The 23,357-nt window shown below is 57.6% G+C and carries 23 protein-coding genes and 2 pseudogenes; 12 read left to right on the plus strand and 13 right to left on the minus strand.

The genetic code is table 11. The annotated features are described in order from the left end of the window. Positions 1 to 81 precede the first annotated feature (81 nt). From arfA to AC2YI2_RS18395, 4 genes are all read left to right on the plus strand, one after another. On the plus strand, positions 82 to 1,590 hold the full coding sequence (gene arfA / locus AC2YI2_RS18380) for an arabinosylfuranosidase ArfA (RefSeq protein ID WP_487387939.1): 1,509 nt from the start codon (positions 82 to 84) through the stop codon (positions 1,588 to 1,590). A 48-nt stretch (positions 1,591 to 1,638) separates the two neighbouring features. Then, complete coding sequence (locus AC2YI2_RS18385) at positions 1,639 to 2,913, plus strand: extracellular solute-binding protein (protein ID WP_487387940.1); 1,275 nt, start codon at positions 1,639 to 1,641, stop codon at positions 2,911 to 2,913. An 88-nt stretch (positions 2,914 to 3,001) separates the two neighbouring features. Next, entirely contained in the window at positions 3,002 to 3,886 is an 885-nt protein-coding gene (locus AC2YI2_RS18390) for a carbohydrate ABC transporter permease (protein ID WP_487388160.1), read from the plus strand. Further along, the gene (locus AC2YI2_RS18395) at positions 3,883 to 4,725 is read left to right on the plus strand and encodes a carbohydrate ABC transporter permease (protein ID WP_487387941.1); all 843 of its coding nucleotides are present in this window, start codon (positions 3,883 to 3,885) and stop codon (positions 4,723 to 4,725) included. The genes AC2YI2_RS18390 and AC2YI2_RS18395 overlap by 4 nt, the downstream gene beginning before the upstream one ends. Before the next feature lie 77 nt (positions 4,726 to 4,802). On the opposite strand, the gene AC2YI2_RS18400 is transcribed toward AC2YI2_RS18395, so the two are convergent. Continuing rightward, positions 4,803 to 5,888 carry an ABC transporter ATP-binding protein gene (locus tag AC2YI2_RS18400; RefSeq protein WP_487387942.1) on the minus strand — a complete coding sequence of 362 codons (1,086 nt, stop codon included), beginning with the start codon at positions 5,886 to 5,888 and terminating at the stop codon, positions 4,803 to 4,805. 814 nt (positions 5,889 to 6,702) lie between these two features. Between AC2YI2_RS18400 and AC2YI2_RS18405 the strand changes: the two genes are divergently transcribed. Then, complete coding sequence (locus AC2YI2_RS18405; protein WP_487387943.1) at positions 6,703 to 7,209, plus strand: GyrI-like domain-containing protein; 507 nt, start codon at positions 6,703 to 6,705, stop codon at positions 7,207 to 7,209. 118 nt (positions 7,210 to 7,327) lie between these two features. Continuing rightward, positions 7,328 to 7,750: a YybH family protein gene (locus AC2YI2_RS18410; protein ID WP_487387944.1), complete on the plus strand. Its 423-nt coding sequence runs from the start codon at positions 7,328 to 7,330 to the stop codon at positions 7,748 to 7,750. A gap of 188 nt (positions 7,751 to 7,938) precedes the next feature. Here the strand turns inward: AC2YI2_RS18410 and AC2YI2_RS18415 are convergent, their stop codons facing one another. The 9 genes from AC2YI2_RS18415 to AC2YI2_RS18455 form a co-directional block, all read right to left on the minus strand. Next, on the minus strand, positions 7,939 to 8,643 hold the full coding sequence (locus AC2YI2_RS18415; RefSeq protein WP_487388161.1) for an SDR family NAD(P)-dependent oxidoreductase: 705 nt from the start codon (positions 8,641 to 8,643) through the stop codon (positions 7,939 to 7,941). A 132-nt stretch (positions 8,644 to 8,775) separates the two neighbouring features. Then, positions 8,776 to 9,243 carry a TspO/MBR family protein gene (locus AC2YI2_RS18420; protein WP_487387945.1) on the minus strand — a complete coding sequence of 156 codons (468 nt, stop codon included), beginning with the start codon at positions 9,241 to 9,243 and terminating at the stop codon, positions 8,776 to 8,778. A gap of 50 nt (positions 9,244 to 9,293) precedes the next feature. After that, complete coding sequence (locus AC2YI2_RS18425; protein WP_487388162.1) at positions 9,294 to 9,821, minus strand: lipocalin family protein; 528 nt, start codon at positions 9,819 to 9,821, stop codon at positions 9,294 to 9,296. Between the two features lie 354 nt (positions 9,822 to 10,175). Further along, on the minus strand, positions 10,176 to 11,624 hold the full coding sequence (locus tag AC2YI2_RS18430; RefSeq protein ID WP_487387946.1) for a UdgX family uracil-DNA binding protein: 1,449 nt from the start codon (positions 11,622 to 11,624) through the stop codon (positions 10,176 to 10,178). Continuing rightward, on the minus strand, positions 11,624 to 12,859 hold the full coding sequence (locus AC2YI2_RS18435; RefSeq protein WP_487387947.1) for a putative DNA modification/repair radical SAM protein: 1,236 nt from the start codon (positions 12,857 to 12,859) through the stop codon (positions 11,624 to 11,626). The genes AC2YI2_RS18430 and AC2YI2_RS18435 overlap by 1 nt, the downstream gene beginning before the upstream one ends. A gap of 80 nt (positions 12,860 to 12,939) precedes the next feature. Then, positions 12,940 to 13,377 (minus strand): pyridoxamine 5'-phosphate oxidase family protein, encoded by a 438-nt coding sequence (locus AC2YI2_RS18440; RefSeq protein ID WP_487387948.1) that lies wholly within the window; start codon positions 13,375 to 13,377, stop codon positions 12,940 to 12,942. A gap of 565 nt (positions 13,378 to 13,942) precedes the next feature. After that, positions 13,943 to 14,167, minus strand: a complete 225-nt coding sequence (locus AC2YI2_RS18445; protein WP_487387949.1) for a hypothetical protein — start codon at positions 14,165 to 14,167, stop codon at positions 13,943 to 13,945. 489 nt (positions 14,168 to 14,656) lie between these two features. After that, positions 14,657 to 14,839 carry a hypothetical protein gene (locus AC2YI2_RS18450; RefSeq protein WP_487387950.1) on the minus strand — a complete coding sequence of 61 codons (183 nt, stop codon included), beginning with the start codon at positions 14,837 to 14,839 and terminating at the stop codon, positions 14,657 to 14,659. A gap of 56 nt (positions 14,840 to 14,895) precedes the next feature. Next, complete coding sequence (locus AC2YI2_RS18455) at positions 14,896 to 15,393, minus strand: DUF3597 domain-containing protein (protein WP_487387951.1); 498 nt, start codon at positions 15,391 to 15,393, stop codon at positions 14,896 to 14,898. Positions 15,394 to 15,729: 336 nt separating this feature from the next. Between AC2YI2_RS18455 and AC2YI2_RS18460 the strand changes: the two genes are divergently transcribed. The 3 genes and pseudogenes from AC2YI2_RS18460 to AC2YI2_RS18470 all read left to right on the plus strand — a co-directional run. After that, positions 15,730 to 15,927, plus strand: coding sequence for a hypothetical protein (locus AC2YI2_RS18460; protein WP_487387952.1), 198 nt, complete (start codon positions 15,730 to 15,732; stop codon positions 15,925 to 15,927). Positions 15,928 to 16,057: 130 nt separating this feature from the next. Continuing rightward, positions 16,058 to 16,198: pseudogene (locus tag AC2YI2_RS18465) on the plus strand (IS6 family transposase); the annotation flags it as partial. Further along, a pseudogene (locus AC2YI2_RS18470) lies at positions 16,198 to 16,392 on the plus strand (IS6 family transposase); the annotation flags it as partial. The pseudogenes AC2YI2_RS18465 and AC2YI2_RS18470, both read left to right, overlap by 1 nt. A gap of 115 nt (positions 16,393 to 16,507) precedes the next feature. Here AC2YI2_RS18470 and AC2YI2_RS18475 read toward each other — a convergent pair. Further along, positions 16,508 to 17,389 carry a GntR family transcriptional regulator gene (locus AC2YI2_RS18475; protein ID WP_487387953.1) on the minus strand — a complete coding sequence of 294 codons (882 nt, stop codon included), beginning with the start codon at positions 17,387 to 17,389 and terminating at the stop codon, positions 16,508 to 16,510. A 290-nt stretch (positions 17,390 to 17,679) separates the two neighbouring features. Between AC2YI2_RS18475 and AC2YI2_RS18480 the strand changes: the two genes are divergently transcribed. The 3 genes from AC2YI2_RS18480 to AC2YI2_RS18490 all read left to right on the plus strand — a co-directional run bounded on the left by AC2YI2_RS18480 (position 17,680) and on the right by AC2YI2_RS18490 (position 21,264). Continuing rightward, a complete protein-coding gene (locus AC2YI2_RS18480; protein WP_487387954.1) occupies positions 17,680 to 18,660 on the plus strand; it encodes a substrate-binding domain-containing protein in 981 nt (326 codons plus the stop codon). Positions 18,661 to 18,725: 65 nt separating this feature from the next. Beyond that, positions 18,726 to 20,273 carry a sugar ABC transporter ATP-binding protein gene (locus tag AC2YI2_RS18485; RefSeq protein WP_487387955.1) on the plus strand — a complete coding sequence of 516 codons (1,548 nt, stop codon included), beginning with the start codon at positions 18,726 to 18,728 and terminating at the stop codon, positions 20,271 to 20,273. A 22-nt stretch (positions 20,274 to 20,295) separates the two neighbouring features. Next, positions 20,296 to 21,264: an ABC transporter permease gene (locus tag AC2YI2_RS18490; RefSeq protein ID WP_487387956.1), complete on the plus strand. Its 969-nt coding sequence runs from the start codon at positions 20,296 to 20,298 to the stop codon at positions 21,262 to 21,264. Between the two features lie 49 nt (positions 21,265 to 21,313). Here the strand turns inward: AC2YI2_RS18490 and AC2YI2_RS18495 are convergent, their stop codons facing one another. After that, positions 21,314 to 22,228, minus strand: a complete 915-nt coding sequence (locus AC2YI2_RS18495; RefSeq protein ID WP_487387957.1) for a phosphotriesterase family protein — start codon at positions 22,226 to 22,228, stop codon at positions 21,314 to 21,316. A 315-nt stretch (positions 22,229 to 22,543) separates the two neighbouring features. After that, positions 22,544 to 23,317, minus strand: a complete 774-nt coding sequence (locus AC2YI2_RS18500; RefSeq protein ID WP_487388163.1) for an AraC family transcriptional regulator — start codon at positions 23,315 to 23,317, stop codon at positions 22,544 to 22,546. Positions 23,318 to 23,357: the final 40 nt, after the last annotated feature.

Genomic DNA, 23,357 nt, shown 5'->3' on the forward strand with positions numbered 1-23,357 from the left:
GCTTCTCAAATTGAGCTTCATATACCAAAAATTCGGATACGAACCGAATAACTGGATATTGATCTCTGGGAGGAGAGGGCTTTGGAAGCTCGGGTCACCGCGCATGCGCGCTACACAATCGCGGACATTGACAAGCGGCTTTATGGATCGTTTCTGGAACATCTGGGGAGAGCCGTTTACACGGGCATCTACGAGCCGGGCCATCCGACGGCGCTTCCCAACGGCATGCGTAATGACGTAATCGATCTCGTGCGGGAACTCGACACGCCAGTGTGCCGCTATCCCGGTGGCAATTTCGTATCGGCGTACAATTGGGAAGACGGCATCGGACCAAAGGAGAGCCGTCCGACACGGCTCGACCTAGCGTGGCGCACCTCCGAATCCAACCAAGTTGGTATCCATGAGTTCGCCGAATGGGCGGAGGCCGCAGGCACCGACATGATGCTGGCGGTCAACCTGGGCTCGCGCGGCTTGGACGCAGCAAGAAATTTTGTCGAATATGTGAACCATCCCGGCGGCAGCCAATGGTCTGACCTTCGTCGCCAAAACGGGCGTGCGGAACCTTGGAATGTGAGGCTTTGGTGTCTGGGCAACGAGATGGATGGCCCATGGCAGGTCGGTCATAAGAGCGCTGCCGAATACGGCCACCTCGCAAACGAGACCGCCAAGGCCATACGAGCGTTCGATGACAAGCTTGAGCTGATCGTCTGCGGGTCATCCCATTCCGACATGGCGACCTATCCGCAATGGGAGGCAACCGTTCTCGATGCGACCTACGATCAGGTCGACTACATCTCGCTTCACATGTATTTCGAGAATTACGAGAAGAAGACATCCGAGTTCCTGGCATTGCCGGAGAAACTGGATCGCTATATCGGTACTGTGAGCGGCGTCATTGATTTTGTGAAGGGCAGCAAGCGTTCCAAGCGGGACGTCAAGATATCCTTCGACGAGTGGAACGTCTGGTATCACGAACGCAAGAATGACGCCAAGCGGATGCGCGAATGGGACTGGCCTCACGCGCCCGTGTTGCTGGAAGATATCTATAACTTCGAGGACGTACTTCAGGTCGGATGCATCATCAACACGTTCATCCGCCGCTCGGACGTTGTGCGCGTGGCCTGCATCGCCCAGTTGGTCAATGTCATTGCGCCGATCATGACCGAGCCGGGCGGTAGCTCGTGGAGGCAGACGATTTATCATCCGTTCCAGCTGGCATCCCGCTACGGCAGGGGAACCGCTCTTCAGCTTGATGTCGATTGTGCGAGCTATGTCTCGAACGTTGCTGACGCGGTGTCGTATCTTGACATCGCCGGTGTTCATGATGGTGACGCCGGGACAATCACGTTCTTCGCGATCAACCGTCACGAGTCCGAGGCCGCGAGCATCAAGCTGGGCGTGGAGCGCTTCGGAAGCATCAAGAGTGTCGAGCACGTCCTGATCAAGCACGACGATCTCGAGGCCAGGAATACTAAGGACAATCCGGACAACGTCTCACCGCGCAAGACGGGTGACGCGATCGTGGAGGGTAACGGCGTCAGTGTATCCGTTCCGCCGTATTCATACTCCATGATCAGGGTCCAACTTTAAGATCAATCGGTGGCGGCACAACGCCGCCTGTCTAGGGAGGAAAGTGACATGCCGAATTGGTTCAAACTAACAAAGGCGCTGCTTGTGGCAGGCGGTCTAATGACCTCCGTCGCCCATGCCGAGGAGACCGTCGTCTGGTGGGACTTCCTGGGTGGCGGCGACGGCGTCCGCATGAAGCAGCTGATTTCCGACTTCAACGCCGCGCATCAGGGCAAGATCAAAATCGATGCGACCACCCTGGAATGGGGAACGCCGTTTTATTCCAAGGTCCAGACCTCCGCGGCTGTTGGGGAAGCGCCCGATGTCATGACCTACCATGCCAGCCGCATTCCGCTCGCGGTCAAACAGGGCATCCTGCAGGAGATCACGGCCGATGACTGGAAGACCATGGGTCTGGCGCAGGCCGATTACGCTCCCGCCACCTGGGACGCTGTCAGCATTGACGGAAAACAGTATGCCGTGCCGCTCGATACCCATCCGATCGTCCTTTACTACAATAAGGATTTGCTGAAGAAGGCCGGCGTGCTCGGTGACGATGGCAAGCCCAAGGGCTTGGACTCGCGTGAAAATTTCACTGCGACCCTGAAGGCGCTGAAGGCTGCTGGCGTCAAGTTTCCGCTCGGCTCGGTGACAGCTGACGGCAACTTCATGTTTCGCACCATCTACTCCTTGATGGGCCAGCAGGACGGCGAACTCATGACGGACGGCGAGTTCCTTGCCGGCGACAACGGCAAGAAGCTGGAGAACGCTCTGGCCGTGCTGGCCGACTGGACCAAGGAAGGGCTACAGTCGACCTATACCGACTATCCGGCTACGGTCGCGTTGTTCACATCGGGCGAAGCTGCGATGATGATCAACGGCGTTTGGGAGGTTCCGACGATGACCGACCTTCAGAAGAACGGCAAGCTGTTCGAATGGGGTGCCGTCGAGCTTCCGGTGATCTTCAATCACCCCTCGACCTATGCAGACAGCCACACCTTTGCGATCCCGGCGAACAAGGGCAAGGACATGAGCCCCGAGAAGCGCGCCGCAGTGCTCGAAGTCATGAGCTGGATTTCCAAGAACTCGCTGTTCTGGGCAACCGCTGGCCACATTCCGGCTTATGGGCCGGTGACCAATTCTGCCGAGTACAAGGCGATGGAGCCAAACGCGACTTACTCCTCGCTGACGGCGAACATGATCTTTGATCCGAAGTCGCCTCTGGCAGGCATTGCTGGGCCCATCTTCGATGTCATGTCGAACTATTTCGTACCGACGCTGAACGGCGAAATGGAACCCGCAAAGGCGGTTGAAGAGATCAAGGCAGGACTCGCAGACCTCTGATAACAGTTGATGCCCGGGCGGACCGACCTCCGCCCGGGCATTTCGAGAATGGCCGATCTTCGGCGACGTGAGGAGGAGCGGGACGATGATGCTCAGAAACCGACGCAACGAGTCTCTCTTCGCATTGGTGCTCGTTGCGCCCTTCGTTGCCATCTACGGACTCGTGTTCATCTACCCGACAATCAAACTCTTCATGATAAGCTTCACCGACGCGCCGCTTATCGGTGACGGCAGCTATGTCGGCTTTGACAACTACGCACGTCTCCCCTCCGACCGGCGCTTCGGTACCGCAGTGTGGAACACAGCGTATTTCGTGCTCCTCACGGTTATCCCGGGAACACTGACGGCCTTTGCCATCGCACTCGGCGTCAATCGCCTCGCCGGGCGGCTGCAGGCGGCGATACTCGCGCTGTTCTTTCTTCCCTACATTCTGCCAGTCTCGGTCGTTTACCTCCTGTGGGATTGGACGCTGAATTTCCAGTTCGGCATTGCCATGTATCTTTTCGATCTCATCGGTCTGGCGCGTATTCCGGTCTTCAAATCGACGGCTTGGTTCATGCCTGCTGTAGGCCTCGTCACCATCTGGTGGACGGCCGGCTTTTCAATCCTTTTGTTTCTCGCCGGGCTGCGGACCATCCCAACTGAAATTTACGAGGCAGCGGCATTGGACAATGCCGGCCGATGGTCGACGTTCCGCCGGATAACATGGCCGCTGATGTGGCCGATCACGGCTCTCGTCCTCACAATCCAGCTGATCTCTCAGCTCAAGATTTTCGACCAGGTCTATCTGTTTTCAGTTGGCGGGCGGCCGAACGACAACGTGGTGTTGGTCTACTATGTTTTTCAGCGGGCGTTCCAATCGGATCAAGGGGGAAGGGCCGCCGCCGTCGCGGTTGTCCTGTTTGTGATCGTGATCGTCGTATCGGTCCTGAATTTCCAGCTGACGCGACTTTCGGGAGGGCGTGAGCGATGACCGAAACTACAGCGCGCAGGATTAACATTCTTGGACTTGTCATCACGGTCCTAACTGTTCTCTGTGCGCTTATTTGGGCATTTCCTCTCTATTGGGCGGTTGTGTCCTCTCTGAAGCCCGAGGACGAAGTGGTCAGGCCCTATATCGAACTGTGGCCCGAGACCTTCACGGTTTCGCACTACGTCTTCGCACTGACCCAAACCGAAATCGGCAGATGGTACATCAACTCCATCGTCACGGCTGCCGCTGTTACCGTGCTTACCGTAAGCTCGTCGCTGTTCTGCGGCTACGCGATATCGCAGCTCAATTTTCCGCTTCGGAACGCGCTGTGGTGGCTCATTCTCGCCAGCTTCATGGTCCCGATACAGACCTTAATCGTCAACCATTTCGAACTGGTTGCCAATCTCGGTCTCATCAACACCTGGGCCGGGATCGTGCTGCCGCAGCTTATTCATCCCGTGATCATCATCGTCTACAAGCAATTCTTTGACGGCGTGCCGAAGGATTTCCGTGAGGCCGCCGTCATGGACAACGCATCCGAATGGCGGATTTTGACCCGCGTATATATCCCGATGAATTGGGGAGTAACCACGGCCCTGTCGATCGTCTGCTTCATCTGGTCCTGGAACTCGTTCCTATGGCCGTTCCTCGCGGTGACCAAGACAGAGATGATGACGATCACGGTGGGGATCACGCAGGTGAACGATGCCTTCGGGGTCTATTACGCTAGGCAGCTTACTGCAGCAGTCCTTGCCGGCCTACCTGTGGCGCTGGCTTACCTGATCTTCCAGCGGCGAGTAACAGAAGCGATTACGCTGTCCGCAGGCATAAAGGGCTAGTTTACTACTCTCCCGCTAGCCCTTTGCACGGACCTCCGATCAGTTGATTGGAGGTCCGCTGTCATGTGGATGCTAGCTCAGGCGGCTTGATAAGACTTCCCGTCTGCATCGAAGAGGTGAATGGCCGAAGGGTCTATTCTCACGCGTACGCGATCTCCGGGCCGCACCTCGGAACGCCCGCTATCCTGGGCGATCAATTGCGAGCCGTCTTCCAAAGTGCAATATGCAAGCGTCCGCTCGCCGAGCTGCTCCACAACGCCAACCTGCGCCTCGGTCGAGGGACGAGATGGATCGTGATCACCGGTTACGATGCGAACCGACTCAGGTCGAATGCCAAGGTCGAATTTCCCGGGTGCGGGCACAGGTGCCTCAATCTCAAGTTCGAAGCCGTTTCCGAACCGCACTGGGGTCCGGCCCGGCCGAACGACGTCGACCGGAAGGAAGTTCATGCCAGGACTTCCGATAAAGCCCGCAACGAAGCGGGATGCCGGTTTCAGATAAACTTCCATCGGCGTTCCGATTTGCTCGATCTTGCACTGATTGAGTACGACGATCCGGTCGGCAAGCGTCATGGCTTCGGTCTGATCATGCGTGACGTAGATCATCGTGGACTTCATTCGCTGGTGAAGCTGAGCCAGCTCTACGCGTGTCCGCACGCGTAGCGCGGCGTCGAGGTTCGACAACGGTTCGTCGAAGAGGAATGCCTTCGGCTCCTTGACGATGGCGCGACCGATGGCGACACGTTGTCTTTGTCCGCCGGAAAGCTGGGCAGGTTTGCGGGAAAGCAGATGCTCCATCTCGAGCATGCGCGCGGCCGTCTGCACTCGCGACTCGATCCCTGCCGGCGGGAGGCCGATATTTTCGAGCCCGAAAGCCATATTGTCCCGCACGGACATGTGGGGATAGAGCGCGTAATTCTGGAATACCATCGCCACATTGCGTTGGCCGGGAGGGAGCGTTTCGCTCCTGACGCCGCCGATGGTGAGCGAGCCCGAGTCGATGGTTTCCAACCCGGCGATCATTCTGAGAAGCGTCGACTTTCCGGATCCAGACGGCCCAAGAAACACGATCAGTTCGCCGGCGTTCACAGTCAGTGAAATGTCACCAATCACCGACACTGAGCCAAAGCTTTTCGAAACGTTTTCAAGCCGGATTTCAGCCATTTTTTCCTCCCAACTGTTTGCATCATTCTTTCCGGTATGTATCGGAAGTCAAGATATTAAGCGCGGTGTCTCTGGGTGTTTGCGTCTGATTGGGCCAAGGCAAGATCCTGACAGACGGTATCAATTCCGAGCCGTCGCACCTCACCACCAAGAACTAGTGGTCAACCGGGGCACTTATCAAATCCTCCCGAGTATGCGCACTGATACTAACCTCTCGACAAGCCATGGTACTGCTGCCGAACCGCCCGTTAGCTGCCTTATTGGCGGTCGCGCATTCCATGAATTCATTCGCCATCCTCAAGATCTTTATCCCCGACATAGGCCCCGAGACGCTTAATCGAGAGCCGGCTGGGCGGTGCGATGGTGCGGTCAACTAGGTACGGCGATGCATCCGATGCCAATGCCTGCGCGTTCGGGCTAGCAGGTGTGATGCACACAGGCTCGCGGAAATGGCCTCTTGTGGCGCGGCTATGACTTTAGGTCATCCGCCAATGTCTGCTTCCGAGCGAAGGCAACTATAGCCTCGATGGCCGACAGGGAGGCGCAATGCGGACCTCCCTTCAGAAACGACTGCATTCAGTAACCGAAGACATGGAGCGACGTCCGAAATGGTAAGCACTCAGCCGCTTCAACGATCACCCAGCCCGCTGTTGCTTGCAACTCTATAATGAATATGCAGTTTGAAGATAGAAATGTTGCCTCCCAGCTGAATCAATCAACTCGGCTGCAGTGCGAAAGTCAGCTGAAATTTCTTCATTGGATGTCGGGAAGGCCGTTGGTCGTTCGTCATATTGCGAAGCCTACGGAGGTAAACATGTTGACTCTGCCCCAAATCGTCGAGTTCCAAGCACGAAAATATGTTGCCACCCGTCTGCGTGTGGATATTCCGTTCGATACCGAGGTTGACCCTGCATTCGATGAACTTTGGGATGCCTTTGCCCGGGCGGGAGTTGAGCCCGACGGGATCGAATTCATCAAGTTCAACCTGATCGACATGCCGCGCCTCGAAATCGAAGTCGGCATGACAACCGACAGAACGCTCCCACTCTCCGGACGCCTGGTCCTTGGCGAGTTGCCCAGCGGAAGATATGTCAGTTCGACTTACACCGGCTCATACGACGGGCTCTACGATGCAACCGCGATGCTGATCGGCTGGGCAAAGGAAAGAGGAATCAAATGGGACGTCAGGTCGATGGAGAACGGTGACTTGTTCGCCTCCCGCCTTGAGATCCACGTGAATAATCCCTCGATTGAACCCGATCCTTCAAAGCTGGTGACAACGCTGATGATTAAAATGGCTGATGGCGCAGGTCTCAAGTGATCGTGATCTGGAGGGCCATCAGATTTGATTCTCCGAACATCTCGTTTCGTTGAGGTAACGGCCAGGACTACTGCAATGTTATCCATCTCGTAGAACTTCGGCAGCAAAGGAGCCGACTATGATCGCATCCGTATCAAACGATGCAACCGGAGCGCAGCTTGAAGACGCCACCTCGGCCGACGAGCGCGAAGTGAGAGCCGTTCTGGACAGGTGGGTCCGAGCCATTCGGTCACACGATCTCGACGCCGTTTGCGCGGAAAGGACCGACGATATCGTAATGTTCGATGTTCCTGAACCGCTCCGGCTGACGGGCATGGGCGAATACCGAAGCTCCTGGCCGCAATATTTCGCGTTCGAAGGATCGAGGGATTTTCAATTGCAGGATCTTGACGTGGTCTGCAGCTCTGATCTCGCGTGGGCACACGCTTTGCTTCGTTGCGAAGGCGTTCCCGAGCCAACTGCGCGATTGACGATTGGTTTTGTCAAACAAGCAGGCGCGTGGCGGGTGGCACATGAGCACCATTCCGGACCTGCGAAGTAGGGGCGGCTAAGGTTGCCGCTGCAATGTCTGCTTCTAGGTATGTGCAGATATTGTGCGGAGGGCATATATGAGGGCGCTATGCCCCCGCTGGGGCTCGTTTCCGATTCTGACGATGATGACCGCGACGCTAATTAGCAAGCCCGGCTTATGGCTTCGTGTCCGCGGGTGAGAGGGTGCCCGCGGGCACCTCACCATTCTATTCGCGATGCGTCATAGGCGAAAAATCCGCCTGACTCCGCAGGCGTCAACCCGTCCAGGGTGCGTAACATGAGCGAAGCGGATTGCTCCGGCGTCATTCGATCGTGCCCCCTGGCGAAAGGCTCCGACAGAGGGGTTTGCACGCTTCCCGGGTGCAGCGCGACGACGATGGCTTGTGGATGGGTCCGGCCAAGCTCGACCGCTGCGGTTCTGACGATCTGGTTCTGGGCGGCCTTCGACGCCCGATAGGACATCCAGCCCCCCAGCTTGTTGTCTCCGATCGAACCTACCCTTGCCGAAAGCGATGCGAACATACTGCGCCTGTCCTTGGGCAAGAGAGGGGAAAAATGCTTGAGGAGCAGGGCCGGGCCGATGGCGTTTACCGCAAATTGCCTAGCCATTGCGGAGGGGTCGATCGCCCGCAACGACTTTTCGGGACCAATCGTGTCGATCGTCAGCGCGCCTGTGGCGTTGAAGATAAGGTCGAAATGCCCGAATTGTCGCGCCAGTCGCGCCGCCGCATCGGCGACCATTGCCTCGTCCGTTATGTCCACACCATGCTCGCCTCCTCGCGACACGGGAATGGCGGCCTCACAAGCCGGGTCGGATTCAAGGCAGGCCCGAATGGCTCGACCAATGCCACCGGATGCGCCGAAGATAAGTGCGCGGTATCCGGGGTTGAGTGAGGTCAGGATTGTCATGACCCTGTTACGCGACTTGCCGCCGTTCGGATCGTTTGACGGCGCAGCGAATTGCCTTGATGCCGCAGTCCAAACTCCTGGGATCATGGCAAGTCACACCGCAATCACGCACCCAGTCGTCGAGCGTCAGCCGTTGAGCCACAGCAGGGAAGCATTCAGCACCGAAGCAAAGCCGACCCAGAGCGCATAGGGCACGAAACACAGCCGAGCGATGGTATCGCGGGTCGTGACAATGAACAGCAAGATGGCAAGCAGCAGGACAATGATGACGACCAGACCGGCCGCCATTTGATGGGCGCCAAAGAAAAGCGGTGTCCAGATCCAGTTCAGCAGCATCTGGCCCATCCAGATCCGCATCGGCAAGCTTGAATGCCCCTCGAGGCGCCACGTCCGCCATCCGGCAATCGCGATCAGGACGTAAAGCACTGTCCAGGCAGGGCCGAAAATCCAATTGGGCGGATTGAACGACGGCTTGCGCAGGGCGGCATACCATGTGCCTGGCTGTATCGCCAAGCCGATGGCAAGGCCCACACCAATGACCACAAGCAGGAACATTAGCAGTATCGTCAACTGGGCAGGGCGCGTTTCAGCCATGATCTTTCGCGATCTCCTTGTCGGCCATTTTCGAGTGGTGGCCGCCAGCGCTATTGGGCGGGAAACTCGAGCTTTCTTACGTCATACCCCAGGGACTTCGCCTTCTTCACCATCACGGAAAGCTTGTGTTTGGACGGAACGCGACGCGAATAGATCCAGAGGTTCTTCATTTCGGGGTCGGCGCTGATGAACCAATCACGGCCAGGCGCTTCATAAAGTACCCAGTAATTGAAGGTGACGAGGAAGGGATAGCGCACCCTCAGCTTGGCGCGGGTCGTCTCGACATCCAGAAGCTCGCCCTTGCCTTTGACGGTCTTCAATTTTCCGGTCGGGGTGCCCTCGCGACAGCCGTCTTCGACCAGGATCTGTCCGGCGCGCGGACCCGGCCGATACGTCGTATAGCCAGCGACGCATCCATCTGTCAGCCACATCGGCCGCCTGCCGATTTCCAACCAGGTACCGCGATAATGGCTGTTGTCGACGCGAACCACGGCTGGCTCTGCCCGCGCGAGAGCTTGGGGAACTGCCAGTGCAGCAAAAACCAGCGCAATTGCATATCTCGATATCTTGAAACGCATCGTCATTGTCTTCTCCCGTCGTGAACCCCTGTTACGAGGACGGGGAGAGGCTGGATCAAACGATGTTTAAGTCCCGGGCGCAAAGAGGCCTGTTACCAGAGTGGCGAAAGGAATGCGGACATTTGGTGCTCTTCGATCAGCGCGGAGCTACTATTTGGGGAGAACATGCCATATGGGCAAATGAGCGAACAGATCGGATTGGGCAGACAAGTAGTTCTCAGGAAGCTTTAGCCCTGTCAATTGATTTGGAGTCCAATCCGCCTATCACCATACCGGCCCGCGGCGTGTACTGGCCTCAATATGGTCTACACGCCGTTGTTGCTTTGGACTTACCGCATCATCTTGAACACATCACTACCGTAAATGCCCGGCCAGCGCCTGTAAGTCCCTTAGAAAATCCGCCCGAGCGTCCGCTTGATCCGAGGCGTCACCAGACCGCAGCACCGCCGACGGGTGAATGGTGATGAAAACGGGTGTGCCGTCTCCCAGCTTTTCCATCCGGCCGCGACGCTTCATTAAGTCTGAACCGCTTCCCGTCACCGCCTTTGCAGCCGTAGCACCCATGGCGACGATTATCTTCGGCTTGATTAGGTCACGCTCGATACTCAGCCACCATTTGCAGCGTTCAATCTCGCCGGCGTTCGGCCGCTGGTGCAGCCGCCGCTTGCCGCGCGGCTCATATTTGAAATGTTTGACCGCATTGGTGATGTAGTAGCGGTCGCGATCGATGCCGGCGGTCTCCAGCAGTTCATTCAGTAGTTGGCCCGCCGGACCGATGAACGGTTTGCCGGTCAGATCCTCCTTGTCACCTGGCTGCTCGCCGACGAACATCACTTCGGCCTTCGCGGGTCCCTCGCCGAAAACGGTCTGGGTCGCGAATTTATGCAGCTCGCACCGCGTACATGTCGCCGCTGCCTTGCGGGCCTCGACAATTGTCTCGGGCAACTTTTCGGAGTGCCCGGCCTCCGGTGTCAACGGCAGGCGCCTAACGATACGTTCTGTTCTTACATGGGCGAGGTTCGGCATCCTTTCCTGCATCTCTCTGGCCGCCGTTTCGGCACCGGCGATCAATCCCGGGATCAGCCGCGCCTCCGGCATGTTCTTCCAGTATCTGACCGGCATCTCCGATTTCATCGCTTGCACCTTCAGCCGCGCGGGATTGAAGATATTCGCGAAATAGGTGCGCCACAGCTCGTCGGCGACGTCTTCAGGCAGATCGGGACGCACTTCGCATGGCTCAATCGAGAGCCTACCGTCTTCAAAACGCGCCACGAGGTCGGGGGTTGCAATCGTCCAATCCATGTCCGCGAAGCGCCGGACGAAGAAAGGCGCGGTCAGCTCGACGATGTGGTGCTGCGGCTCGAACCACGCGCCGAATTGCCGCCGTCCGCCGGCGCTTACACCCAGTTCCCGGAAGCGGACAAAGGCATGCATTTTGTGATTGTCGCGTCGGACTGACTTCTCCATTTCGTAAAGCGCGGCGACGTCATTGTCCGCACGATCTAACAGCAGGTCACGATTGCCCTGCAACCGCCAGAGAACCCGATAGGTCAGTGAAAACCTCTCTCGACCAGAATCACAGACGGCCGCGTCCGCGAGTGGCAGAAAAGCTTTCGGCACCGATGGCTGCGAGACCGGCTCCAGTCTGCTCGGCTCTGACGGCTGCAAATCGAAAAGACCGCCCTCCTCACCAGCGCTGACCCACGTCACATCCCGTGGTCGTACGCCCCGATGCAGCAGGTCGCGCGCCGCGTTCCGCCACGCCTCGCGAAAGCCGATGCGGGGCATCGTCACGTACGGCATCAGAACAGGCTCAATTGTTTCGGCGCGGGTTGGAACCGCTGGCGCAGCTTGTCGGAATCTCCAAGCTTAGCCGGCGACCAGTCCACACAACTCACGAACGGCTTGGCCTTCGACATCACCGCTCCCAGCTTTAGCAGATCGTCGTAACGCAACGAATGCTGGCGCCGCGAGGTCAAAATTCGGTTGACCGTCTTTCTGCCGAAGCCCGGCACACGGAGCAGCAGTTCACGCGACCCCCTATTGATGTCGAGCGGAAAGTGCTGCCGATTGGCCAAAGCCCAGTTGAGCTTCGGATCAATGTCGAGATCGAGCATGCCATCGGGATGCGCGCTCGCAATCTCGCTGGCGGAAAAGCCGTAGAAGCGGGTGAGCCAGTCCGCCTGGTACAGCCGGTGCTCACGCATCAGCGGTGGCCTGATCAGCGGCAGTGAGCTCGATGCGTCCGGGATCGGGCTAAAGGCGGAATAATAGACGCGCTTGAGATCGTAGCCGCTATATAGCGCTTCGCTGCGCATCAGAATATCGGTGTCGCTCGAACCATCGGCGCCGATGATCATCTGTGTGCTTTGGCCCGCCGGCGCGAACTTCTTGAGCTTCTTGGTCTTCATTGTCGGCTCACCATGCTCGGCGATCTTGAGCTTGAGATCAGCCATTGAACGCCGAATCGTCAGCGGGCTCTTCTGCGGCGCATAGCGGGCGACGGCAGCATCGGTGGGAAGTTCGACATTGACCGAGAGGCGGTCTGCATAGAGCCCCGCCTCCTCCACCAAACCTGGCGATGCATCCGGAATGGTCTTCAGGTGGATGTATCCGCGAAAACTGTGGGTTGTGCGCAGTTCGCGGGCGATGCGCACCATGCTGCCCATCGTCTCGTCAGGCGATTTGATGATCCCCGATGAGAGGAAAAGCCCCTCAATGAAGTTGCGACGGTAGAATTCAATTGTCAACCAGACAACTTCCTCGACCGAAAACCGCGCTCGCTCGACATTGCTCGACACCCGGTTGACGCAATAGAGGCAGTCGTAGATGCAGAAATTGGTCATCAAAATCTTGAGCAGTGATATACAGCGTCCATCCGGCGCATAAGCGTGACAGATGCCCATGCCCTCGGTCGATCCGAGGCCCTTGGCATCCGCCGAGTTGCGTTTCTCGGTGCCGCTGGAGGCACAGGACGCATCGTATTTCGCCGCGTCGCTTAGAATGGCTAGCTTCTCATTCAAACTCTTCTGTGCCATTCGTTCATGATATGTTCAAAACGACACTCGTTGCAAGCCCGTTCCAACCGCCCCTAGTCCTTGATGTGCACGACACCTCGTCAGGAGAAGGGTATGACCTCGTTGTCTTCGCCATCCCAATACTCGATGCGACCGGCACGGACTTTGATTAGCACGAGCCCTGGCGTTTCCGTACCCTTCGTGAACCAACGGTCGAGATCCGAAACCCAGTGCTTTTTGAACTCTTCCTTGTCCATGATGATGCTCGCCTGCCCTTCGATGGTGACGAAGATACCGGGCTTGCCGAGCAGGCTTGGTGATGCGGAGAGAGACAGACTTACGCTCGGGTCAGCACCAATCGCCACGATTTTCCGCGTGTCCTCGAACGAAAAAAACCATGAGTCCCCATCGTATTCGACATCGCCGTTGTTGCTCATCGGCCGCGTCGAGATCCCGCCACTCGCTTCTCGCGTCGACAGCATGCAGAAGTCGATACTACGCATCTTTTCGGACAGCTCTTCGATTGACATGGCGGCCATCGGTTTCTCCTCGGTTGGCGTGAAGCACAACGACGCTGGCGGCTGGCAGTTCCGGCTAGTAGTTTTCCTTTCCTTGCAGCGTTGCCACAAGCCGCTTCGAACGATGTCGTTTTCCGTCCGGAGATATGCAGCTTGTTATCGCCCAAAGCACTGTTTGTTGAAACTTTCCCGATTCGATTGTGGTGTGAAGATGTCTGGTATCTTCGGTTGATTTCGGTGTGCCATTGAGATCCTTTGATCGGCGGTCATTCAATTCCCTGATGGAATTGGCTAGCGATTGGCGCATCAGGGCACAAGGGGAGAGGCCGGCAATTGACTGCCGACCATTTCTTGATGGCGATGATCTAAATGTCGCCTGGTACCGGGATCGGCACGTCAGGGCTATTGGGCATCCCATCTTTGGAATCTGGGTCGCGCTCGCCAAAGCGGGGCTTCTGGCCCGGTTGCAAATCCTCGTTTTCGGGAACTGGCTCGCCCGGGAGAACATCCGGTATGATGGCTGGATTAGGGTTTGGCATCGATATGTCTCCGTTGAACGCACTCAACCCACCAGAGGTCGAATGGTTCAATCGGAGATCCACCCGCCCTGGTCACGCATCCGAAACCATTCCCGGGCGAACAGCACGGAACGCGCCTTTAGCGATTCCTCATCATGCCCGTTTCCGTACTCATGCAAAAGATAAGTTGCTAGCGAGTTCTGATCGGCCGGTTCGAACCACTCGAAATGCGAGATCTCAATGAAAACCCTCCGGACAATCAGATAGTCATGCTGCGAGAACGCGCGCTTCATTATTCCCCCGTCTATCAATGCAGCCTATGCAACGATCGAGTTCCTGGAAGAGTTTCGCAGCATGCGCTGCGCCTCCGCATGTGCATTCCAAACCCTTAAAGGCTGTATTGTGTCGGCACAGGTCGTCGCGTCGGTTCCTCAGGATAGCTCGGCCTCGGTCGTCGGAGCATAGGGCGTAAGCCTCGTTTCCCGCCTCAAACGGGGCCATCCGGGGCGGCACTATCTGTGGAGCGTTATTTGGGTTTGCCGCAAAGCGCAAAATCCTGTCCAAGTTTGCCTTCGCTGCCCTCAAGGCAGCGTCTTGCTGATCGAAATACGCTTGGTCCCCACAAAACATTGCCTCGCCGGTCTTCCAAAGAAGCGACGAACCTCCATCTGGGCGCCTGTTCACGACTGTCCTCAGCTTCGGACTCTCCATGATGGCTGATCGGAGTCAAAGCGCTGACAGCCAAACAGCGGCGAGCGATTGCGATGAGAGCGCTGGTCGCTTCACACGGACGGCTTGTCCGGCATGATGGTCACCGTGACTTCACTGTCATCGAAGAGTTTTGCAGCTAAGTCTTTCGTGATGCCTTCGCGCTCGGCGACGGGGACGGACTGATCGAACTCTACGAAGAGGGAGTTGCTGTCGATCCGAAACCTTACCCCGGGGTATTCGTCATGCTGTTCCAATGTTGTGCTCCTCCCTCGCACCGGCGCCAAGAAGCTGGCGGCGGTCATTGGTTCGCTCAGTCGAGCAGCTCGGCAGGCACACGGCCGCCGTTCTCGGCCAGCTTCTTCATAAGCGCGCGGTGCAGGAACATGTTCATTGCGGCGGTGTCGCTGGTGTCTCCGGAATAGTTCAGCTCTCTAGCGAGATCCCTGCGCTCCTGAAGGCTGGCATCCATTCCAACGACCTTCATCAGGTCCACGATCGATGTGCGCCAGTTAAGATCCTGGCCGCGCGCGTTTGCCGCCTGGTCGAGCTGCGAGGCGACGTCGATCTCCGTTTCCCGGGCGGTAGGGTTCTGGACCGCCTGGATCTCGTGCTTCGATATCGTCTGGACACCGCTCACAGCGATGTCTCGTATCGCCGGATCATTCGCGGGTGTCGACGCATCGGCAACCACACCCGTCGTTGCCTGATCGGTCCCGAGATAGGAGTCGCGTACCGGATCGCCGCCCGGTGTCGGCGTCAGATCATCGGTGCCCCAGATCGCGTCTTTGATTTTGTCGAAAATGCCCATGGAAATTCCTCCGGGTGTATTGCGAAAAGCAACTCCGTCGGAGCCGCATTGGTTGCGTCGTCTCAGATATTTTCGGAAAGCAATGTTTAGAATCAGGATGCCTCCCGCGCGCCTCTGCCGCCGGGGCTACCGCGGGTTCCTGCGTGAGAGGCTTTTGTCCGCCTGACGACACCCGAATCCCTTCACCATAGCAGACGCGAAGGTGCGTCTAGGGGCGACACAAGGCGGGCAGAGTTCTCTGTGCCGCCTCCGCCCATGTCACGGAGGGATTGGCCCACTGGAAAACCGCGATGTCGCGGCGCGAGCAATCCGGCAACTTTCTTCACGGCATGCCGCATGTCGAGACCCAGCTCCTTTATCCTGTGCTGGATGGGCTTGGTCTACTCGATCCCGCTGTCGCGCGCCGAGATGGAACGCGAGCCGGCGCATTGGAGATTTACTCGCGAGACGGCCGACAGCCTGGTCAGGGAATATCGCCTGGCATCCCCACGCGCGCTCGGCCATCGCGCATTCCTGGAATACATGACACGATAAAGCGAGTTGCGGCTTGAATGTCTAGCTCTCCAGCGGGCGGCGTGCCGACTTGGTAATGCTGGACCATGTTCTGCACCGGTGGTGATGTAACATTATTGGCGACCTAACGGTTGATGGCTAAGCCGGCGCCATGAACCCGTTGATCGTCAGCTACAAGAAGCATCGCTTTCTACCGCAGATCATTGCCCATGCCGTGTGGCTGCATTTCCGGTTTCCCCTGAGCCTGCGGCTGGTCGAGGAAATCTTTCTAGAGCGCGGCTTCATTGTCTCCTGCCGCTGCGAAAGCGAGAACGGATGATGCAAGGCTTCCGATCCGCCGTCGGATTGCAACGATTCATCGCGGTCTCTTTGGTAATCGGAAATCAAATTGTCCTGTGCCACCAGAAGCACACCGCCCTCGCCACCTACATTCATCGAATCCGCGCAGTGGCGCAGTCGAAGGCCGTAACCGGCGCGGCTGCCTGAGTTCAACGCCAAGTCCTTCTCCCGGCTTCAGTCAACGTGACATCACCGGCCGAACGTCTACTGCATGGAACGTGTGGAGACGGCGGCGTGCTTTCAGAAGCGTTGGCGGCAACGGTCAACTTCTAGCCGATTCCAGCAAAGTGTTTCGTGCTGATGCCAAATGGGCGCGACAGGCGGCTTCTAGAGTCTCTCGATTGCCAGTTTTGAGAGCGTGAATATAGGCGAGATGCTCTTCAATTGCGCGCCGGTTGCGAGATTTCTGCGTAATTCGATTCCACTGATAGTGATAGTGGAAGACCATCGAGATCACGTCATAGAAGTCGGCTATGAATCGATTGTTGGACGCACGATGAATCAACAGATGGAAACGCTCGTCGAGCGGTGAAAAGTCCTGAAAACGCTCCTCGAAATCCTCCAGCAGCAGATCGTGGTCGCGCTCAATTGCCTCGAGTTGTGACCAAAGCATGTGTTCCTTCGGCAGCTTGGCGAATTCAAGGGCTGAGTGGAGCTCGAACATTTCCCTCACATCAGCAAGTTCGAGCGCAAATTGGCGCGTGAAACCCTTCAGGGTCCAATGGCCGTTTGGCCGCTTTTCGATCAGTCCGAACCGGCTGAAGCTAATCAGATATTCCCGAACGGAAGTCGTGGCGACGCCGATTTCGCGAGCCAGTTCGAGCTCGTTGATGTGCATACCGGGCGCGGCATCCCTCGATAGGATCATTTGCATGAAGTTCTGCTCGATCAAATCATGCAGCGAGTTTGTCTCGCTTTGCGGGAAGTAGTCTTCCTGCTGAGGGTCGCGCAGAACGGTTTTTTGCTGCCTGTTCCACGCAATGATCCCTGATCTCTGAAGTTGATCCAGGACCGCGTGGGCGGTGCTTCTGCCGATACCAAGATGCAAAGCAATTTCAGGCTCCGAAGGAAGCTCCATGCCTATCCGCAATGTATAAAGATAACGATTGTAAGCATTTTTGAACAGATTGTTTGCTTTTGCCACTGTCGGATCATCCAAAGAGAGCAACTGACCCGTCAACGGGCGTATGGTCTATTCTTGTTCTGGCCATGTGGCCGGAGGTTGAAGTCCTCACGACGCAGAGGCCTCCACGAGGAAGCCGATTGCGCATCACGGGCGTTCATGGAAGCATAGTATCTTCCATGTTCTCCCATACCTCCAAGGGACATACCGGGCATTTGACAACTCCTCCAGTTTGTTGTTTATCGATAAACAGCATTGCGATCAATGCTCGCTTTGTGTTGCGTCATGAAAACTCTGGGAGGAAAGACATCATGAGGAAATCGACGACTGAACTCACGCGCCGCATGTTCATGGGTGCTACCGCGGCGGCGGCAATTGCCCTCGCGTCGCCGTCCTTTGCGGCGGATGTGACGATACCGATCATCGTCAAGGACACGACCTCGTTCTATTGGCAGATCGTTCTGGCCGGCGCCCGCGCTGCCGGCAAGGATCTTGGCGTTAACGTGCCGGAACTTGGCGCCCAGTCGGAGTCCGACATCGCCGGACAGATCTCCATCCTCGAAAACGCGGTTGCCGGGACACCAGCTGCGGTCGTGATCGCGCCGACCGAATTCAAGGCGCTTGGCAAGCCGATCGACGCGGCAGCGAAATCCGTGCCGATTATCGGCATCGACTCGGGCGCCGACTCCAAGGCATTCACTTCGTTTCTGACGACCGACAACGTACAGGGCGGCCGCATTGCCGCCGAAGGGCTCGCCGAAGCCATAAAAAAAATGAACGGCAAGGCGGAAGGCAAGATCGCCATCATCACCAGCCTGCCGGGCGTCGGTTCGCTCGACCAGCGCCACGAGGGCTTCGTCGAAGTCATCAAGGCGAAATATCCGGGTCTCGAGATCGTGGCCGACAAATTTGCCGACGGACAGGCGACAACCGGGCTTAACATGATGACCGACCTGATCACCGCCAATCCGGATCTCGTTGGCGTCTTCGCATCAAATCTGATCATGGCGCAGGGCGTCGGCCAGTCTATCGCCGAAAACAAGATGGGGGATAAAATCAAGGTGATTGGCTTTGATAGCGACGAAAAGACCGTCGGCTTCCTCAAGGATGGTGTGCTCGCAGGCTTGGTCGTCCAGGATCCCTATCGCATGGGTTATGACGGCATCAAGACGGCGCTGGCGGCGTCGAAGGGCGAGAAAGTCGAAACCTTCGTCGACACCGGCGCCAACCTCGTGACCAAGGACAACATGTCCGATCCGAAGATTGATGCGCTTCTGAATCCGAAGATCTGATAAACTGCGGGCGGCGGGGCATTGACGTGCCGTCGCCGCCTGGACCTATGCGAGGGGAGGGGTCGATGGTTATATCGGACATCGTCGAGACGTCGGCGGCGGCCGCGGATGATGGCTTTGCCCCGATAGTGCAGGGCAGCACAATCCTGGAGCTGGTCGCGCTTCGGAAGAATTATCTGGCGGTCGAAGCGCTGAAGCCTGCGACAATGTCGTTCAGGGCCGGTGAAGTCCACGCTATCGTCGGAGAGAACGGTGCGGGGAAGTCGACCCTCATCAAGCTTTTGACCGGCGTCATCATCCGCAGCGGCGGGGAGATCCGTTGGCGCGGAAAGGTCGTCGCGCTCGGCTCGCCGCAGGAAGCGATCACGCTGGGTATCAATGCCGTCCACCAGGAAGTGGTTCTTTGTCCACATCTCAGCGTCGCCGCCAACCTCTTCCTCGGCGAGGAAGCCCTCCGTTTCGGCATGCTGCAGAAGACCCTGATGCGCGAGAAGGCCCAGGCGGTGTTGGATCAACTCGGTTTCCAGATTCCGGCGCATGTGCTTCTGAGCGAACTCACCATCGGCCAGCAGCAACTGGTCGCCACCGCGCGTGCGGCCATGCGCGGCACGAAGCTTCTCATTTTCGATGAGCCGACCGCCTATCTCACGCGTCAGGAATCCGCCCAGCTCTTCAAACTGATCCGCAAGTTAAAAGCTGAAGGCGTCACGATCGTCTATATCTCGCATCGCATGGAGGAGGTGTTCGAGCTGGCTGACCGCGTATCGGTGCTCCGCGACGGCACACATGTCGGCACGCGTGACATTGCCGATACAAATGAGGCGGAACTGATCGCGCTGATGATCAACCGCACGATCGAGCAGATCTACCACAAGGAAGCCGTCCCGTTCGGGAAGGTGATCCTGGAGGCAAGGGATTTGTCCGGTCAGGGTTTCCGTGACGTCTCGCTCTCGGTGCGTGCTGGCGAGATTGTCGGGCTCTATGGCCTGATTGGCGCCGGTCGCAGCGAATTCGCCCTCGGACTTTACGGACGCAATCCCGCGAGCTCAGGGGAAATATTATGGCATGGTTCGCCAGTCCAAATCCGCCGTGAGCGAACTGCCATGGATCTCGGCATAGCCCTCGCACCCGAAAGCCGGCGCGACCAGGGGCTTTGCCTCAATCTGCCCATTGGGTTGAACATCAATTTGCCTGTCTATAAGCGGCTGAGCCGGGCGCTGACGATCGATAGAACGCGCGAGGCGGCCAATGCCGGCAAGCAGATCAAGGATCTGTCGATCAAGACACCGTCGCCGGGCGTGCTTGCCATGGCGATGTCGGGGGGCAACCAGCAGAAGATCGTCATCGGAAAATGGCTCAGTCACGGTGCGGAGCTATTCATCTTCGATGAGCCTACGGTGGGTGTCGATGTCGGAACAAAGGCAGAAATCTACAGGCTGTTTGCCGAATTGTTGAAGAAGGGGGCGGGCATCATCCTGATCTCTTCCTACCTGCCCGAAGTCTACGAACTGGCCGACCGGCTGCATGTCTTCCGAAGCGGTACGCTGGTCGCAAGCCACAATTATCACGAGGTCAGTCACGAAACCGTGCTTGGCGAAGCCATCGGCGCCTGACGACGAATATGGAGCGAATGGAATGAGCGTTGAGGCAATCGAACCGCCGAAGAAGCGGGGCCGTGGACTAAGCATCCTGTTTGGACTGACGCTGCTCGGTCTTCTCTTGGTACTGTGGCTGCTGTTGGCATTTTCGACCAACAGCTTCTGGACATCGAACAATATCAGCAACTTGTTGCGCCAGGGATCGATGACCGCCATCCTCGCGGTCGGGCAGACCTTCGTCATCATCACCGGCGGCATTGACCTGTCGGTCGGCGCCGTCGTGGGCTTTTCGAGCGTTGTCATCGCCTGGCTGCTGCAAGCGGGCGTTCCGCTGTGGCTGGCGATCCTGCTGACGCTGCTGCTCGGCATGGCGATCGGCGCCTTCCACGCCTTCGGGATCGTGCGGATGGGTATGCCGCCCTTCATCATCACGCTGGCGACACTCACGGCCCTTCGAGGCATTGGACTGCTGATCACCAATGGTTCGACGATCAACATCACCAATGACGATTTCACCTCGTTCTCGCTTGCCGATTTCGCCGGGGTGCCGAGCCTATTCTGGATGGTGATCGCTGTGGCAATCCCGGCCTATATCCTGCTGCATCACAGCCGGTGGGGGCGCTATCTCTTCGCGGTCGGGTCCAATCGCGAGGCGGCCCGTCTCTCCGGCGTCAATGTCGATCGCATGATCTATCTCGCCTATATCCTCTCGTCGACTTTTGCAGCCTTCGTCGGCGTGCTCTTGGCGTCGCGAATTGGCATCGGCAACGCAACCCAGGCGGAGGGATGGGAGCTGCAGGCCATTGCTTCCTCGGTGATCGGCGGAACCAGCCTTTTCGGCGCCGTGGGGACCGTGCACGGCCCGCTTCTCGGTGCATTCATCCTCGCCACGATCAATAACGGGGCCAATCTCCTGAACCTGAATTCCTTCTGGCAGAGGATCATCACTGGCGCACTTATCATTCTGATCGTGTTCTTCGATCAGTTGCGCCGGAGGCGTGGTTAGGACGGGGTGATCAAAGCCGGAGTTCGCCGGCGAGCATCGCGCGCCCGCTTCAGCGTGCGAATGCCTCGAAGGGATTGATTTCGGTGATCCGCCGGATAATCGCCTCATTGACCCCCGCGGCTTTGAGCGACGGTAATAAGTGCTCGACGAGATGCGTGTATGGTCTTGGCGTTCCGCCGCCGGGCTGTGCTGGATCGTACCAGCCGAGATCGTGACTGAGGAGCAGATGCTCGCCCAATCCAGCCTCGATCGCGCGTGTCACCATGGCGACCAATTCCTCGTCTGGCGCTCTCCCGACATGGTCGTATTCGATCCACGCACCGCGGTCTACCAACGCGCGGTGAAGCCCGAAGTCCTCCTCCTCCTGGGTATGAATGGAAATGAAGCGTTCCGCCGGGCAGCTCTCCGACTGCAGTATGTCCAACTGCTCCATCACAACCCTTCCGCGGATCGTATGTGAGCCGATCACGGCATTGGTCCGAACCGACGCCCTTGCTGCCGCCCGCAGGATACGGGCTTCGAGCGGCGTGATACCATCGTCGCCGGCGCTGAGCTTGATCCATCCCGCGATGACACCCGTGTCCTCGATGCCATCGGTGAGTTCGCTTACCATCCAATGCTCGAGATCGCTTTCCTTGGCCTCCGCGACCCAGGCGGGTATCCAAGGTTCGCGATAATTCCCGGTGGGAACGACGATCGGAAAGTCGGCTGCTTTCGACACAGCGAGATCGATGTCCGCCCGCCGGCCGACGCCACCGGTGGTGCACTCAACGAGAAGCTTCACGCCCTGCTTTTTGATGGCGTCGATCTGTGGGACCATGAGCGCCACGACTGCGTCGATCTCTGCCTGGGCATAGCCGGGCTGGTCGGGTGTTCTTAGGTCGACGAACACATGCTCGTGCGGGAGGATTATCCCGAGCTCGTCCAGTCGCTTCGGTCCCAGAGTTGTATGGATGTGCTTCATCTTCAAAGGCCTTGCTTCCATGATGTCGGTGGGCAGAGAGGGGGACAGAACGTTGAGAAATTGTTTTGTCGTGGATTACAGCAATGATGCTCGACCGGAATTCAGATGGTCAACAAGCTTGCAGCATAATTGCTTCGTTGTGGCTACAGTGCATAGGCCCGAAGCACCATCGATATCCCACGCTTCGATTGCAGCATGATCCGACTCTTCCTGATGCTTACGGACTAAGAAAGCACGCAACCCGCGTCTCTATAATTACTGTCTGAGGATCGTCGCTCGTAATGGACGTCCGTTGCACAAAGTGCCGGTACGCCATCATCGGCGATAAGGATGGTAGCGCGGATGAATATCATGCTTGTGCAAGAACTCGCTTGGGCTTGTGCCGAATGTAGCGCGGAACATGTAGGCAAAAGCGCTCGATGAGCCATAACCTAGATCAAATGCTACCGAACTGATCTTCTTTCCAGAGGCGAGTTGAGATATCGCGTGGAGAAGCCGCGCCTGTCTCAGCCATCGTAACGGCGGCATGCCGGTTTCGAAGCGGAAAATTCGCTCAATAGTCTTTCTGCTGGCCGCCGCGCCTTTTAGCCATTCATCCACAGAGGCGATCGAACCTGGATCATCCATTGCGGCGTGAGCGAGATCAATTATGCGCCTGTCCTTTGGCATGGAAATCGATAGCGGCATGTCGTGGGCAGTGAGAACCTCATGACGCAGCAGATCATGTAGGGCGTCGAGGTGTTGATCCGCCCTCCCAGCTGAGGTCTCAGGCAAGGTCGCCAGCATGAGTGCGTTGAGAAGCGCTGTCATCCCGACTATGCGGATATTCCGACCAAGCTCGTCGGCTTCCTGCCGATTCACATCGACGTAAAGCATCACGTTGCTCGAGCCATACCGCATCCAGTGTTCAGCGTTCGGTGGTATCCAAATCGCCATTGCGGGGCTCAGGAGCAGAACACGAGTCCGCGTCCCGACAAACATCGACCCGCGCGCCGCCGAAATAAGTTGACCGAAGTCATGCGTATGCCAATCGAAAGCCTTGCCGGCTTTCTCGCTTACTATCTCACCGAGGTATCTGGGCCTTTCCACAGAGTTCAAGTCGCGCTCCTTCACGCATATGCCCTCGCCA

The sequence above is a fragment of the Rhizobium sp. SRI_017 genome (assembly GCF_057586295.1).